Here is a 15,822-nt window from a genome sequence, read left to right as displayed (position 1 = left end):
TGGTCGTTGTAAATCGCCACTAGGGTCGCTCAACCTCGAGCAAACATAATAAATCAAAGAAAGCGAAGTAAGGAATTACCCATGGAACAACAAGTAAAACAAGAACGTCTACAAGGTCGCCTAGGTCCAGAAATTAAAGAGTTTCGCCAAGAGCGTCGTACCCTTCAACTGGCAACGGTTGACGAAGAGGGCCGCCCGAACGTGAGCTACGCGCCTTTCGTTCAAAACCAAGAAGGTTACTTTGTTCTAATTTCTGATATTGCTCGTCACGCTCGTAACTTGAAAGCGAACCCACAAGTTTCTTTAATGATGATTGAAGATGAAGAGAGCTCAAAGCAGCTTTACGCGCGTAAGCGTTTAACGTTTGATGCACAAGCAAGTGTTGTTGAGCGTGAAACAGAGCTTTGGACTCAAGTGATTGGCCAGATGCAGGAGCGTTTTGGCGAGATCATTGATGGCTTGAGCCAACTTCAAGATTTCTCCTTATTCAACTTGAAAGCAGAGAACGGCCTGTTCGTTAAAGGCTTTGGTCAAGCGTACCAAGTGTCTGGTGATGACCTAGTTGACTTCGTTCACCTGCAAGAAGGTCACAAAAAAGTATCGAACGAGTAATTCCATTTATAGGATTACTAAGAAGCCCTCCATTTCGGAGGGCTTTTTTCGTTTGATTGTCTCTGCTATTTCATCAGTAAACCAAGAAATTGAGTGCCGTTGAGATGATAAAAGCAGACTCAGCTAAAGAGTTTGCTATATTGGCGTCTGATTAATAGTTATGTGTAAGGATCGCCACGTGAAACCAGTAAGTCGAGATTGGGACGAGTTCTGTTATCCATTTATTTATGAAGACAGTCCTATCTGTGATTTTGAGATTCTATCGGATGAACTCTGTTGCCGAATTGGATTGGTGCTGTCTCTAGAGTTAGAACCACAAGTTCGTGAGATCCTGCAACGCCTGCAGCCGAACATCTACCACTTGAATGGCTCGGTGCGTGGCAAGCTAGCGATTTCTGAGTCCGAATTGGTCGAGCTTAAGCAAGATTACCACTGTATTCGCGAGCAGTTAGAAGGTGGCTTCAAAGGGTTTGTTTTGCCTGGCGGGCATCGAGTATCGAGCGAACTTCATTTGTGCCGTTGTCAGGCGAAGAAAGTTGTTCGCGCTTTGGTGAGCATTGAGCACCATGAAAGTAAAAAGTCGCCGGATCCGATTCTTTTTAAATACGCTAACTTAGTCGCGAACACTCTGTATGCCTTGGCGTCTTATACCAATCATATCAATGAGGTTGAGGAAGTGGAGTTTGTGAGTAAGAGCTATTCTATGCCAAAAAGCTCGATGCCTAAAAAGAAAGACTAACGTTTAGTCCTGTTCTGATTAATCGATGAAAGTCTATGAAGTTTCCAAGCTAAACCATCAAGCATGATGGTTTAGCTCCTAAGATAGAGTTTAAGCGGTCGTAGAGGCGTTGTTTAAGACTTTTGCGCCACGCAGCATGGCTTCGATTAATTCACCTGCATTGAATTTCTCAAGTGCTTCATGGGCACCCACCTGGTTAGCACGATCCACACAGATCTCACTCGATAGTGAAGTGTGCAAAATACAATAGGCATGGCTCAGTGCACTGTCATTTTGTACTTCAAATGCAAGCTCATAGCCATCGAGTCCTGGCATCTCAATATCGCTCACTAACAGGTCGACCGCATTACCCACGCTAGCTTGGCGTCTCATTAGGTCGATCGCATCTAATCCGTTGTTACAAATACTGTAAGGAATGTTGATGCTGTCTAGAGCATCAGACAGCTGCTTACGCGCAATCAAAGAGTCATCCACTAATAAGATATTCAGTGCTTTTAGACGTTCTCGTTCAACATCCGTCAGCATAGGGATTTGTGCGTTCTCGTAATCAGGGTAGATCTTGGAGAGCAGCAACTCTACGTCGAGCATCTGTACGATACGATCTTCAAAGCGCGTAATGCCCGTCACAAACACATTTCGTCCTACGCTTGCTGGTGGCGATTCAATGCTCTTCCAATCACATTCGATGATTTTATCGATTGAGCGAACCAAAAATGCGACTACGGTTCTCAAGCAGTCCGTCACGATGAGTACGCAATCTTGGTATTCAGCCGGAGTGATCGGACGAAAGCCTATCGCGGCAGACATATCAATGACAGGGACAGTGAGCTCGCGGATGGTCACTGTGCCAATCACATGGTGATGAGAATAGGGGATTTGGGTCATTGGCTGAAAAGGGACAATTTCCCTGACCTTAAGCGTGCCAATAGCAAAACTTTGAGTGAGGGACAGCTTGAACATCAACATTCCCTGTGACTGACTCGCTTTACTTATCGGTTTGGCCATAAGTGGCTCCTGTTTACTATACGCTTAATTTATAAAGAATAATTTAAAGGTAAATAACAGCCGCGGCAAGTAACTATACGGTTTTTAGGGGCTTTAAGGTGGTTGTTTTCGGTTATTGAGTGAAGAATGGTAGCGCTTGGGTTAAAATCACGCAAAATACTCGCTGTCGATGAAATAGGTCGGCAAGCAGACTGCAACAAACTGAGAGTTATCATGGCAAGAACAGCAGCAGCGCTTCATATTTTGGTGAAGCACAAAGAACAAGCAGAAGACATCATCAAGCAGCTTAAAAAAGGCGCTAAGTTTCAGACGCTAGCGAAGAAATACTCAACGTGCCCATCTGGTAAAAAGGGTGGCGATTTAGGTGAGTTTCGTAAGGGGCAGATGGTGCCTCAGTTTGATAAGGTTTGTTTCTCTGGCGAGACGCTGGTCCCACATCTTGTTAAAACGAAATTTGGCTGGCACGTGGTTAAGGTTCTTTACAGAACATAGTCACTAAGAACCCGCCAAGACACTTTAAGACGTTTCACTAGCGTCTTAAATTTGGTTATCAGTGAGTTAAACCCTCAACTTTAACTCACTTTCTCTTCCTTCCTTTTGACTCAAAACTCGCCCCTTCTTTATTCTGCCAAGCCATACCTAAAGTCATTCGATTCAAAACCGAAATACAAATCGCGGATGTCGCGAAATGCACATTTCGAATGTCAGGCTGCTTTATCATTCTCTACATCAACTGAGCACTTAACCGCTAAATAATGTAGAGGCTATGTCATGAAAAAATTACTTCTTGCAGCAACAATTGCATCCCTATCTACCGTTGCTAATGCATCAATCGAGACAAAAGATTGGCATGAATTTGCTTCACCAGAAGCGCAGGCGTTTGCCAAAGAAACCATTGTATTGGACTTCTACGCGTCACCTAGTGCAGTAGGTTTCACGTCAGATTCTGACGTTGCTAAGTATATCGACCTTGCACATGAGCGTGGTGTGACTGGCGCTTCAGTGACGATTGCTGCACCGCACACACCTAATATGCTGGCGTTTAAGTCTGAGCATGCGAAGTGGACTCAAGCTTCATCTTCGGCGAAAACACCTATTCGATATGTTGAGAACGTTGAGGACTTCCAACTCGCTCATGAAAACGGCGAATACGCGATCATGTGGGCAAGCCAGACAACCATGCCTTTGGAAGGGGATGCATCTAACGTCGCGGTGATGGCCGAACATGGCATTAAAACTATGCAGCTAACCTATAACGAAACTGAGCTGACTGGTTCTGGTGTTATCTCGATGATCAACGGTGATAAGTCGGGCTTAACTGAGTTTGGTAAAGAGGTCATTGATGAGATGGTGAAACACGGTATTACTGTCGATCTATCGCATACTTCCCACTATACGACACAAGACATAACAGACTACATGCAAAAGCATCACAAAGGGGTGCCTGTTATCTATTCACACTCACCGATCGCATCGACTTATGGTTGTGAGCCTCATGAAACGTTGAGCGAAACGAAACAACGCATGGCAGAGAAGAACCTACAAAAAGAACATCCAGACTACCGCTTATCTGCGTGTTACCGATTAATTTCTGATGAGCAGGCTGAGACAGTCGCAGAGATGGGCGGTGTGGTTGCTGTAACCGCGACTGAGTTCATGATGGACGGTATTTGGCCTGAAGACATCACTCCAAAGCAATTTGCAGAGATGATTGATGGTGCAGTAAAAGTGGCTGGTATTGACCATGTTGGTATTGCGACTGATGACATGATGACAACAGCAAAAGTAGTGCCTTTCGCCGTTGCTAATGCCGATAAATACGCTGATAACGGTTACATGGTGGATGCGTTCAACAAAGGAGCAACAGGCTGTGCTGAGTTATCTAAGCATATTGCAGGCGTTGTTGATGCTTTGTGGGAGATGGGGTATTCCAATGAAGACCTTGCTAAATTGTTCGGTGGCAACTTGATGCGAGTTTATGAGCAAACATGGACACCAAAAGCTTAACGACTGTGGCCCGCTGAATGCGGGTCTTTTTATTCTGCTCAGCTACTACGGTTTGAATCAAACAGAATAAAAATTTTTCTTTATACATCGTATTGTTTAAGCTATTTTTTATTAGTTAAACTTATGAAAGTTATAGACTAATAACCTTTGTTAGAGACTCTCCTCTTGAGCTTACTCTCTATCAGATTTTGAGGCATTTCAGCCACGGATGCATCGTGCTCAGATTTGGAACTATGGATTGATACAGACCTATAGATAGGTTACCGACAAACAAGGATACGTTATGAAAAAGCTCTTACTTGCTACCGCCATTGGTTTGGCTTCGACCAGCTCGTTTGCGTCAATTGAGACAAAAGACTGGTATGACGAAGCATCACCCAAAGCTAAACAGTTTGTTAAAGATAATATTGTCTTAGACTTTTACGCTTCTCCAAGCGGTACTGGTTTTATCAAGGACTCGCAAGTTGCTGATTACATCGATTTAGCTCACGAACGCGGTATTACTGGCGCTTCCGCGACCATTGCTGCCCCAAATACCCCCAACTTACTTGCGTTTAAATCCGAGCATGGGAAATGGACCAAGGCTACTTCTTCCGCCAAGACGCCTATTCGCTACGTGAAAAGCGTAGAAGACTTTCAACTAGCCCACGATAATGGGGAATATGCGGTTATGTGGTCATCGCAAACGACTATGCCGCTCGATGGTGATGCTAAAAACGTTGCGGTGATGGCTGAGTATGGTGTTAAAACAATGCAGCTAACCTATAACGAAACTGAGCTCACGGGTTCTGGGGTTATCTCAATGCTGAATGGTGACACCACGGGCTTGACGGATTTTGGTAAAGAAGTAATCGATGAGATGGTCAAGCATGGTATCACGGTGGATCTTTCCCATACATCACCATACACAACCAGCGACATTACAGACTACATGCAAAAACACCATAAAGGTGTCCCTGTTATTTATTCTCACTCTCCTGTAGCGTCTACGTATAACTGTGAACCTCATGAAACCCTTGAAGAAACACAGCAACGCATGGCCAAAAACGACCTCAAAAAAGGTGACCCTGATTATCGCCTTGCCGCTTGTTACCGATTACTTTCAGACGAACAAGTAAAAACGGTCGCGGATATGGGCGGTGTGGTTTCGGTTGTTGCCGCTGAGTGGATGCTAGATGGTATTTGGCCGGAAGATATTACTCCGCAACAGTTCGCAGAGATGATCGATGGCGCAGTTAAAGTGGGTGGTGTTGATCATGTTGGTATCGCGACAGACGATATGATGACAGTTTCAAAAGTGGTGCCTTTTGTTCAAGCAAACCCAACGAAATATGCAGATAACGGCTATATGGTGAATGCTTTTAACCAAGGTGCAACAGGCTGTGCAGAGCTTTCCAAACACATGGCAGGGGTTGTAGATAGCCTTTGGAAAATGGGTTATTCGGATGAAGACCTAGCCAAAATTTTTGGTGGTAACCTCATGCGTGTGTACGCACAGACTTGGAAGTAATACGTGTTGCCTAATAAGGTAGCAAATACGATATTTGATCAGTGATTGAAGCTGAGCATTCTATTGAACATCTGACTAAAGATCTTAATAGAACCTAGTGTAAGATATGTATTAGATGGAATAAAAGGAGCGTATATACGCTCCTTTTTTGTGACTTTTTGATAAATTTAATTGGATTATGGCTGAGTGTTCATCCCAGACGCTATGCGATAATTAATGCTACGCCCTTCATCATCCACCACGAGTAATTACTAGGAGGAGGAGGGGTTTTAATGAGTAACTCATATAATAAATGCCATTCTTGAGGACATTTAAACAGCTTTGCCTTTACCTTTCTTATCTAAAAAGCTGTAAACGAGTTTGGTAGGAGAACAACATGGACAGTTCAGCTATGTTAAGCAATCCAGCGACAGATGTTATCTTGCACGCTTTTGACTGGTGCTATGCTGACGTAATGAAGAACGCCCCACTGATTCAGGAGTTGGGATATAAATCGGTTTTAGTTTCACCAGCGATGAAATCACTACGCGCCCCTAAAGGCAGCGATCGAGCGTCTCGAACTCAGTGGTGGCAACGTTATCAGCCACAAGACTATCGTATGATTGATAACCAGCTCGGTGATACGATCGATTTTATTGCGATGGTGAAGACGCTTAAGCAGCACGGCCTTCGTACTTATGTCGATGTGGTATTCAACCACATGGCGAATGAATCTAGTATCCGTAGTGATTTAACGTATCCAAACGAACAAGATCTGACGTCTTATCAAAATGATCCTGAATACTATGAATCAATCCGGTTGTTTGGTGATCTGTCTAAGCCACTTTTTGATGAAAATGACTTTGTAGAAGCGTTCGGCATCAAAAACTGGAAAGATACGTGGGAAGTTCAAAACGGGCGTATCACAGGGGGAGCCAGTGATCCAGGCCTACCAACATTGCTCGATAACGACAATGTGGTCGCGCAGCAGCGAGCGTATTTAAAAGCTCTAAAAGCGATTGGTGTGAAGGGCTTTCGTATTGATGCTGCAAAACACATGACACTGTCACACCTGAGAAAAGTGTGGACGGATGATATCTGTGAAGAAATGCATATCTTTGGTGAAATTATCACTGATGGTGGCGCGACGGAGGAAGAGTACCAACTATTTCTCGAGCCCTACCTAAAGCACACTCGTTTAGGCGCTTACGATTTTCCACTGTTTAATACTATCTATAAAGCGTTTGAAGAGCAGGGCAGTTTTAAGTCTTTGATCAACCCTTACTGCTTTGGCCAAGCTCTATCGAATATGAGAGCCATCACTTTTGCTGTGACCCATGATATCCCAAACAATGATGTGTTCTTGGAACATATCATGGATGAAGTTGATGAACGTCTTGCTCACGCTTTCATTCTTGGTCGCGATGGCGGTGTGCCGCTTATATACAGTGAGCTGAGCACCAGTGGTATTCTGGATCAACATGGCCAGCCTCGTTGGCTCAATGATTGGCAAGCGCCATACATGAAAAGCATGATTCAATTCCACAATCATGTTCATGGTGAAGCGATGCGTGTGGTTGAGGCCAATGATGACTTGATGGTGTTTGTTCGTGGAGACAAAGGCATTGTAGTGATCAATAAGTCTAAGCGAAGCAAAACGGCATCGTTCTCTTGGACTGGACCTGTAACGGACTTGCTGTCAGGTAAAGTAATTGATTGCATTGATAGCAAAGTAACGATCAAGGTTGAATCCAATCAATGCATGATGCTGACAACCAATGACCCCGAGCCTGTGAACAGTTAATCGGCCCACTTTGAGAAGAGATTAAAAGAAAGGCCCGTCTACTCGTGTGAGTTAGCGGGCCTTTTTGATTTGAAGCTAAGAATCTAGCTGCTCAAAGCTAAAGGTGACTAAACCGTGAACTTGTTCAGCAGTTCGTCTTGTTGGCGAACGTTGTCGGTTTGCACTTGCATCGCCGCATTTGCTTCTTGAGCTGCAGTAGACACCTGTGTTGAAAGGTCTTTGATCTTAACAGTGTTGTTGTTGATCTCTTCCGCCACTAAGCTCTGCTCTTCTGCCGCTGATGCAATCTGAATGTTCATATCAGAAATGCGTTGAATGGCGTCACGGATGCGATCTAGTGAAGAGTTAGCTTGCTGCGCTCGTTCAACGGCGTCAGTAGCTGTGTCTTTACTTTGGTTCATCGCATTCGATACTGAGCTTGCACCGGCTTGAAGTTGTTCAATCATGTTGCGGATTTCAGTTGTCGACTCTTGAGTACGCTGTGCCAGAGTACGAACTTCATCTGCTACGACAGCAAAACCACGACCAGATTCACCCGCACGTGCTGCCTCGATCGCTGCGTTTAGTGCTAATAGGTTGGTTTGGTCCGCGATATCGTTAATTACCTTAAGAATCGTTTCGATATTCGCTGTTGCGGACTCTAGAACTTGTACTTCAGCAACGGCTTGGTCGATACGCTCAGATAGGTTATCAATCGCTTGTGTAGTTTCACTTACGACCGATGTGCCGTCTAATGTAGCCTCGTCCGCTTCACGAGCCGCAGCTGCTGCACCTTGAGCATTATTTGCTACTTCGGTTGCGGTTACTGCCATCTCGTTCATTGCGGTCGCAAGCTGCTCTAGCTCTTGCAGTTGCGTGTTCATAGCGCTTGCTGACTCACCAGCACCTCTTACTGTGATTTCAGTACCACGTTTAATCTCCACACCAATCGCCTTCGATTGAATGATTTGATTTTGTAGGTTTTCAGTAAAGGTATTGAAGCCTTTTGCTAAGTCAGAGAACTCTTTGTCTGTGTTGGTATCTAGACGCTTAGTCAGGTCACCTTGACCACTCGCTACGTCTTGAATCGCTTGGTTAAGTGCATCCAGTGGACGCATTAGAACACGAATCAGAACCGTTAGTGCAACGATACTAAGAATCACAGCGATCAAAGAGTAGATCATTGAGCTATTTTTCAAGTCTTCGACTGTTTGGTACGCGATCTCTTCATCAAGGATGGCACCAATGTACCAATCTTCACTTGGGATATGAGTGAAGTTAACTAGGAACATCTTACCGTCAACTTCGATCTCTTGAGAGCCCTCACGAATGGTTGCTTGTGGCATGTAGCTTGAAAGCATTTCACCGTTGTTTTTCGCGTTCGGGTGAGCGATCGTTGTACCATCAGCAGTCACAAGGAATAGGTAGCCTGCATCAAATAAGTTTACTTGGTTTACCAATGTTGCCAGGTTGGTTAATTCCAAATCGTAGAACATACCTGCTGTGAAGCGGCCGTTGTCTTTAACTGGAGTACCAACTGAGATGATCACCTTCTTGCTTGATGCGTCCACATAAGGAGCGGTGACGACTAAACTGTTTTTGGATTTAGCATCAATATACCAAGGGCGAATTCGAGGGTCGTAATCTGGACCTGCTTCCCAACCGTCATCATTCTCGATAACGAAACCGTTTGCTTCATAACCAAAACCAACGGCTAGGAAGCTGTTTTTCAGCTTTGGCTTTTCAAGAATGGATTTAACGTAGTTACGATCTTGAGGATTAATTTCGATGACTTCAGTCGTCGATTGCGCCAATGCTTTTTTAGCGTTCATTTCTGATACCACGGTGTTCTTAACACCAGATACCATCTCTTCTAGGCTCGCATTTACGTTGTTCTGTACAGCACTTCTCACAGTGTAAAGTTGTTGTATTGAAAGCAATGATACTGTCACTAGCAGCAAGGCTGATGATGCAGCAACCACCTTATGGCTAAATTTCATTGAATTTTCCCCTTCTCACAGGCTTTGCGAAGACTAAAGTTAATTGTGTTTTTGTATTTATATATATCGACAGGATTGAAATTTACTTGAATGTAAATTCACAAAACAGACTACAAAAATACAACAACCTAAACAATACAAAATTCACTAAATCACATATTTGTTACTTTTAGTAGCTGCTTCAATGAGTTGAGGAATTAGAAGTTTCGGACTTTAAGATGAAATTAAAAATGTATTAATTTTACCTTTATGCGCTTTGTTTTCTATATAGAGGAGGGAGCTTAGAGAAAAGATATGAAATTAACTGATATGCCTATTAATTGTGAATCTGAATATAAGGTGACCTGGTGTCCATATTTTGTGCAAATAAAAAGCCCCACAAAGTGGGGCTTTATAATTTAAGCGGCTTACTTAATTATATAAGCAGCATCTAAATTAGAATATTAGATGAGCAACGCCTGCAATAACTGGAAGTGTAATTAATGTACGCAGAATAAAGATAATAAATAGTTCTGCGATATTTACAGGAATCTTACTGCCTAGAAGTAGAGCACCTACTTCAGACATGTAAATCAACTGAGTTACCGACATTGCTGCAATCACAAAGCGAGTCATTTCGTTATCAATAGACGCTGCAAGGATCGCTGGGATGAACATGTCTGCAAAACCAACCACGATGGTTTCTGATGCCGCAACCGCTTCAGGAACGCCCAATAGCTCAAGGAACGGAATGAAAGGTTGACCTAGGAATGAGAACACAGAAGTGTACTCTGCAATGACCAACGCCATTGTACCAAGACCCATAACTACAGGTAGTACACCAAATACCATGTCCACCGCGTTACGAACACCTTCGCCAAATACAGACTTAACTGATTTGACTTGTGATGCTTTGTTTACTGCTAGCTCAAGGCCCCAAGAGAACGTTGAGTGACCAGCAGGGATTGCATCTGCATCTTTCTCTGGCTTGCTGCCATCAATGAAAGTGTCTTTTTTCATGCTCAAAGGTGGCAGGCGAGGAATGATTACCGCTGCAACAATACCCGCTAGACAGATTGCTGCGTAGAAAGGTAAGAACAGGTGCTCTAGCTCTACTTGAGCAATAACCACAAGGCTGAACGTGATAGATACTGCTGAGAAAGTAGTACCCACAACCGCAGCTTCACGCTGAGTGTAGAATTTCTTCTCGTACTGTTTGCTTGTCAGTAGGATACCAACGCTGCCATCACCCAACCAAGAAGCCATGCAGTCGATAGCACTACGACCAGGTAGGTTGAAGATAGGGCGCATAACTTTACTTAATAGCGTGCCAAACAGTTCTAGCAAACCAAAGTTAAGTAGAAGAGGCAGTAAAAGACCTGCAAAAATGAACACTGAGAATAGTGTTGGAAGTAGACCTTCTAGAACTAAGCCGCCGGTGTTCTCTTCCCAGATAAACTCAGGGCCAACTTGGAAGAACGCCATGAATGCAGCTGCACCACCAATTAGACGAACTGCCAACCACAATGGAGAAGGGTTGAAAAGGCCGTTTAAAAATGAATTCGATGTAATGAATGTAGGCTTGAAAATGGTGCTTAAAACTGAAGCTACAGACATGAAAGCGACGATCGCAGTGATGATAGAGACTAGATATTCACCGAAAACCGCTTGAATTGACTTGGCTAGGATAGCAACAGGGATGGTGAGATCGCCTTGGTAGCTAATTGGAGCCATGAAAAGGAATAAACCAATCAATGATGGGATTAGGAAAACCCAGAAACTGCCTTTAGATTTCTCTGGTTGAGCAGTATTCGTGTTGTTAGACATGTTATTGTTCTCGAATTTCTACACGTAAAAAAGCCATTTCCTTGGCATTTTTATTCACTAAACGTCCGTGTTTTCTTATTGGATGCAAGATTACCCAGTATTAATATCGCTTGCAATACTATTCATCAAATATCGCTAAATATTCATGCGAGTTATTCTGCTATGTATTAAGAGTTTAGAATAAAGTGTTGCGGATGTTACGTAATTTGAGGATATATTGCCAGTTTTTTATAAATTGGCTGGAGTGTCTGTTCGATACGTCAAATAGAGCCAGTAGCTAAACGCAATAATAAAGGCGAAAGAGGCAGGGAAAGCGAGAGCCAAAATCTCAAAACGTTGGAACAAGCATGCGCCCGTTAAGCCACCAAATAGAAAGCCTACGACAATGAACATGAGCAACTTTGCTTTTCGGCGATCAAAGGGGGTACCTTTTAGGCGTGCACCAATCATGATTCCTAGATCCGTGATGATGCCACTCATGTGAGTGGTACGGATAATGGCGCCGCTGTAGGTGGTGATCATTGCGTTCTGCAAGCCACAAGCTGCCGAAGCAAAATATTGGCCTGAGGTGTAACCTTGTAGAAGTGCCCAAAGTGCTAGGAACAGCAACCCACCTTCTATACAAAGAGCAACGCCGTATCGGCGCCCTAGCTTCAGTGCTTGGTTTTCGATGAAAAAACCACTAAAAGCCGCGCCCAACATAAAGCTCATGATAACGAGTAGTAGGTGCAAAGAAGCGGAGGTAGGCGTAAGTAAGCTACTCCCTAGCAAAGAGACAGTGCCTGAAATGTGTGAGATCGCCTGGTGTTGGAAACCAAGTAGACCAATAGCATTTACGCTGCCAGCAAGGCCTGCTAGCAGGAGAGCGCCGTATTCAACCCAGCGAGGTAGCTTAGAAATCATGTGGTTCACCCTGGGTTAAAAAGAGGGGCAGATTATAACGCTAGCAAAAAGTTTCGCTAGCGTTGTAGAGCATCGATAATTGATCTTAGGCAACAGTATTGCAGTTTGTTTTCCGACAAGCATTGTCACAATACTTGGGGGGGATCGAGGACACTAATTATAGTGACTCATTTGATGGTCAAATTTGACCCAACCATGTTTGCGCTCTTCGTAGACTGAAAAGCTCGGAAGCGGGAAATCTTGTTCTTTAAACAACCCAAGCGGGATGATGCAAAAATCCGAGGCTGCGACGGATTGTAGCAGCATGGTGGTGCCACACTTTGGGCAGAATTGATAAGTGACTTCATTGCCTGTATCGCTAATGCGCGAAAATGAGGTTACCTCTCCACTCAGAGAAATTTGTTCCGTTAGGAATCGAGCTTGTACACCAAACACACTGCCGGTGCGTTTTTGGCATTCATAGCAATGGCAGACAGAGGTTCGTTGAGGCTCCCCTCTACACACGAGATTGACTGCACCGCAGCGACATTCGCAACTTCTGATATTTTTATCTTTACTATGATTGATATCCATCCGTGCTCCAGTTCTGATTAGCCCTGTATTGATAATTATACTAAAGCCCTTTATGGTCTGCACAACAGGATGAAAACAAAAGAATAAAATGGCTCATGAAAAAGAAAATCTTACCGATTCCCCTGATTTTACTCATTCCCATTGTGATGTTGGTGGTTGTCATCGCAGCGGGGGTTTACCGCTTCAGCTTAAGTGATGAAGAAATCTTGGCGAAGTTCCCTTCTTCTCAGGTCAGTTACGACTCGGTTGTGGAAACTGTGTTTGACTTGAAGACAACTAACCCATGGACAATCAAAGTACCTGAAACGAATGCTTACGCTTTTATTAATGAAGTAGATGAGCCGCAATCGCTGGCTTCTGGACGTTACGATTCAGGCGTGGAGCGCGGAGTGGTAACCGTTGATACTCAAAAGCTGTTCGCTGTCAAATTGGGAGAAACTCACTTTTATGTCGCGCCAATGTCGGTGTCTAACCAAGGTAGCGGTGTCTTTTATTATCTAGGCTTGTTCAAGCATGACCAACAGCGCAGCCGTGTGGTGCTAGTGGATCAACTCTTCCTCGGTGATCGTGTTCAGATCCAAACCTTAGAGGTCGCTAAACAGGAGGGCACTCAATCAAAAGACAAACAAAGTGGGGAAGGTTTTATCGGCTTTACTCAGCATTCTGCGGAACAATCATTTGCAGAAGCACCTTCTGAAAAGGTGTTAATGAGCTTTTCTTTTGATACGCAATCAATTGGTAAGCAATAACGTTTTTGTTAGTGTAAGGATCTGTTGTTTATGTGAGCCAAATTACATATTATCTTACGTAGATGAATGAAATTTAGACACTCGTAGCCTTGTGTCTGCTTACTTTACAAATGGAGCTTGCTAATGATTAATAAACGTTTTTTTAAAACGAAAGATGAAGTTGAAGTGACTTTTGAGCTAGAAGCTCAAGAAGCGAATTCTGTGTCTATCGTTGCTGATTTCCTTGATTGGAAAGCGACGCCAATGAAAAAGTTGGCAAAAGGGAAAGTATATAAGTTTAAAACTCGCCTGCCTAAAGATGGTGAGTTTCAATTCCGTTACCTTGTTGACGATCAGCAATGGGTAAACGATGCTAATGCCGATCGTTACATCCCTAATGAGTTTGGTGAAGATAACTGCTTGGTATCAACGGTAAGCGCTTAATCGCTGCTCAAGAAACTAAGCACTTTTTTCCAAACGTGAGTTGGTTGAGTTACTCCAAGCCCACTCCGAGGCTTGATGAAATTACTCACTAATTCGCTTCGCTTATTAATTAATCGAAACGGAATAACGTAAATCAATATAAAGCAGAGACTAGCCGTTTCTGCTTTTTTATTTTCAAATTTAGCGGTTAATTTTATTCGATGGAGTGCCTTGTTTCAGCCTCGGCAACTCAATGACTTAGCGATATCCAGTAAGATTCGCGTCATATTATGACAATGCGTTGATGATTTATGCGTTTGAAAAGCATATCCTATACCTTTATGTCGTAGAAAGACCTGTTTACCGTGTATTCAAAAATATTTTCCTCTCCGTTTGCTGAGCTTTCACCTGTAAAAAAAGTAGCGATTTTAGGACTGCCACTTGTTGCCGCACTCGGCGTTGCTCTGCAATCGTCTCAATCGAATCTGACGAAAACGATCGATTTGAACTTACCTGACTCAACCGTGATTGAGTCTATTTTGTCACCTTCTTCTGTCGTGGTTATTGAACCGCCAACGTTTGAGTATCAAATTCAATCGGGTGACAATCTAAGTAGCATCTTCACTCAACTTGGTTTCTCTTATAAATCGATGATGAGTGTGATGGAAACCGACTTAAACTTCCTTGCACTTGATACGCTCCGCCCTGGTAACACGCTCCGTTTTTGGCGTGATGAGGCGACAGGTGATCTATCCAAAATGGAACTTCAATTCAGCGTTGCTGACAAAGTGGTTTACCGACTACTTGAAGACGGCTCTTATGAGTTCGAAGACATCTCTATTCCAGGTGAGTGGAAACAAAAACCTTTAGTGGGGGACATTCAAGGTAGTTTCTCTGTATCAGCAAATAAACTGGGTCTAAATGGCCTTGAGATCGACCACGTTGTTACCTTATTAAAAGACAAGTTGAACTTTAGCCGTGATCTACGTGCCGGCGATAAGTTTGAAGTGCTGCAGAAAGCACAGTTTGTCGATGGTGTTGCCACTGGCAAGCGCGAAATTGAAGCGATTAAGATCATCAACAAGAACCGCGTTGTCTCTGCGTATCTGCATACTGATGGACAGTACTACGATGCAAATGGCGATAGCTTGCAACGTGCTTTCCAGCGTTATCCGGTAAGCAGCGGCTGGCGTCAAAGCTCTCAATTTAACCCTAAGCGTTTGCACCCAGTGACAGGTCGAGTTTCACCGCACAACGGTACTGACTTCGCAACGCCGATTGGTACGCCAGTTCAGGCAACGGGTGACGGCAAAGTGATCATGACACGTAAACACCCTTATGCAGGTAACTACGTAGTGATTCAACACGGTAGTACGTATAAAACGCGCTACCTGCACTTAAGCAAGATTCTGGTTCGTAAAGGACAAACGGTTTCTCGTGGTCAACGTATCGGGTTATCAGGGAAAACGGGTCGAGTTACTGGCGCACACCTACATTACGAACTGATTGAACGTGGTCGTCCTGTTGATGCGATGAAAGCGAACATTCCAATGGCAGACTCTGTGCCGAAAAAGGAAAAATCAACGTTTATCGCGGCGAGAGACGAAGCGGATGCCTTGCTACAGAAAGAGCTAGAAGCGCAATCAAACAAGAGTTAATGATTGACGTTTAGTCGCCATTAATAAGATCTTTAAGATCACACTAATGAAATAGCCGCGATATTGAGCCTAATTTTGAATTATAAGGCTATGTAT

The 15,822-nt window shown here is 43.7% G+C and carries 14 protein-coding genes; 9 read left to right on the top strand and 5 right to left on the bottom strand.

All coding sequences use genetic code 11. The features are described from left to right. The first annotated feature begins 81 nt into the window (after positions 1–81). Positions 82–612: a heme utilization protein HutZ gene (hutZ, locus tag L0991_17290; protein ID XGB65282.1), complete on the top strand. Its 531-nt coding sequence runs from the start codon at positions 82–84 to the stop codon at positions 610–612. Positions 613–790: 178 nt separating this feature from the next. Then, positions 791–1,351, top strand: coding sequence for an ATP:cob(I)alamin adenosyltransferase (locus L0991_17285; GenBank protein ID XGB65281.1), 561 nt, complete (start codon positions 791–793; stop codon positions 1,349–1,351). Positions 1,352–1,441: 90 nt separating this feature from the next. On the opposite strand, the gene L0991_17280 is transcribed toward L0991_17285, so the two are convergent. Continuing rightward, positions 1,442–2,356 carry a chemotaxis protein gene (locus tag L0991_17280; GenBank protein ID XGB65280.1) on the bottom strand — a complete coding sequence of 305 codons (915 nt, stop codon included), beginning with the start codon at positions 2,354–2,356 and terminating at the stop codon, positions 1,442–1,444. 213 nt (positions 2,357–2,569) lie between these two features. Here L0991_17280 and L0991_17275 point away from each other — a divergent pair, with 213 nt between their 5' ends. The 4 genes from L0991_17275 to L0991_17260 all read left to right on the top strand — a co-directional run bounded on the left by L0991_17275 (position 2,570) and on the right by L0991_17260 (position 7,656). Further along, on the top strand, positions 2,570–2,848 hold the full coding sequence (locus tag L0991_17275) for a peptidylprolyl isomerase (protein ID XGB65279.1): 279 nt from the start codon (positions 2,570–2,572) through the stop codon (positions 2,846–2,848). 279 nt (positions 2,849–3,127) lie between these two features. Further along, positions 3,128–4,363 (top strand): dipeptidase, encoded by a 1,236-nt coding sequence (locus tag L0991_17270; protein XGB65278.1) that lies wholly within the window; start codon positions 3,128–3,130, stop codon positions 4,361–4,363. 283 nt (positions 4,364–4,646) lie between these two features. After that, positions 4,647–5,873: a dipeptidase gene (locus L0991_17265; protein XGB65277.1), complete on the top strand. Its 1,227-nt coding sequence runs from the start codon at positions 4,647–4,649 to the stop codon at positions 5,871–5,873. 376 nt (positions 5,874–6,249) lie between these two features. After that, the gene (locus L0991_17260) at positions 6,250–7,656 is read left to right on the top strand and encodes an alpha-amylase (GenBank protein ID XGB65276.1); all 1,407 of its coding nucleotides are present in this window, start codon (positions 6,250–6,252) and stop codon (positions 7,654–7,656) included. 107 nt (positions 7,657–7,763) lie between these two features. On the opposite strand, the gene L0991_17255 is transcribed toward L0991_17260, so the two are convergent. The 4 genes from L0991_17255 to L0991_17240 all read right to left on the bottom strand — a co-directional run bounded on the left by L0991_17255 (position 7,764) and on the right by L0991_17240 (position 12,980). After that, the gene (locus L0991_17255; GenBank protein ID XGB65275.1) at positions 7,764–9,635 is read right to left on the bottom strand and encodes a methyl-accepting chemotaxis protein; all 1,872 of its coding nucleotides are present in this window, start codon (positions 9,633–9,635) and stop codon (positions 7,764–7,766) included. Between the two features lie 435 nt (positions 9,636–10,070). Next, positions 10,071–11,441 (bottom strand): YjiH family protein, encoded by a 1,371-nt coding sequence (locus L0991_17250; GenBank protein XGB65274.1) that lies wholly within the window; start codon positions 11,439–11,441, stop codon positions 10,071–10,073. Between the two features lie 228 nt (positions 11,442–11,669). Beyond that, positions 11,670–12,344 (bottom strand): DUF1275 domain-containing protein, encoded by a 675-nt coding sequence (locus L0991_17245; protein ID XGB65273.1) that lies wholly within the window; start codon positions 12,342–12,344, stop codon positions 11,670–11,672. Positions 12,345–12,497: 153 nt separating this feature from the next. After that, positions 12,498–12,980, bottom strand: a complete 483-nt coding sequence (locus L0991_17240) for a GFA family protein (protein ID XGB65272.1) — start codon at positions 12,978–12,980, stop codon at positions 12,498–12,500. A 32-nt stretch (positions 12,981–13,012) separates the two neighbouring features. Between L0991_17240 and L0991_17235 the strand changes: the two genes are divergently transcribed. The 3 genes from L0991_17235 (at position 13,013) to L0991_17225 (ending at position 15,726) form a co-directional block, all read left to right on the top strand. Beyond that, complete coding sequence (locus tag L0991_17235; GenBank protein ID XGB65271.1) at positions 13,013–13,666, top strand: hypothetical protein; 654 nt, start codon at positions 13,013–13,015, stop codon at positions 13,664–13,666. A gap of 123 nt (positions 13,667–13,789) precedes the next feature. After that, positions 13,790–14,089 (top strand): isoamylase early set domain-containing protein, encoded by a 300-nt coding sequence (locus L0991_17230; protein XGB65270.1) that lies wholly within the window; start codon positions 13,790–13,792, stop codon positions 14,087–14,089. A gap of 344 nt (positions 14,090–14,433) precedes the next feature. Further along, positions 14,434–15,726: a peptidoglycan DD-metalloendopeptidase family protein gene (locus L0991_17225; GenBank protein XGB65269.1), complete on the top strand. Its 1,293-nt coding sequence runs from the start codon at positions 14,434–14,436 to the stop codon at positions 15,724–15,726. Positions 15,727–15,822 lie beyond the last annotated feature (96 nt).

This window comes from Vibrio chagasii (genome assembly GCA_041879415.1).
Taxonomy (GTDB): domain Bacteria; phylum Pseudomonadota; class Gammaproteobacteria; order Enterobacterales; family Vibrionaceae; genus Vibrio.
Note: the sequence above shows the minus strand (reverse complement) of the source record. Positions and strands in the feature narration are given on the sequence as shown.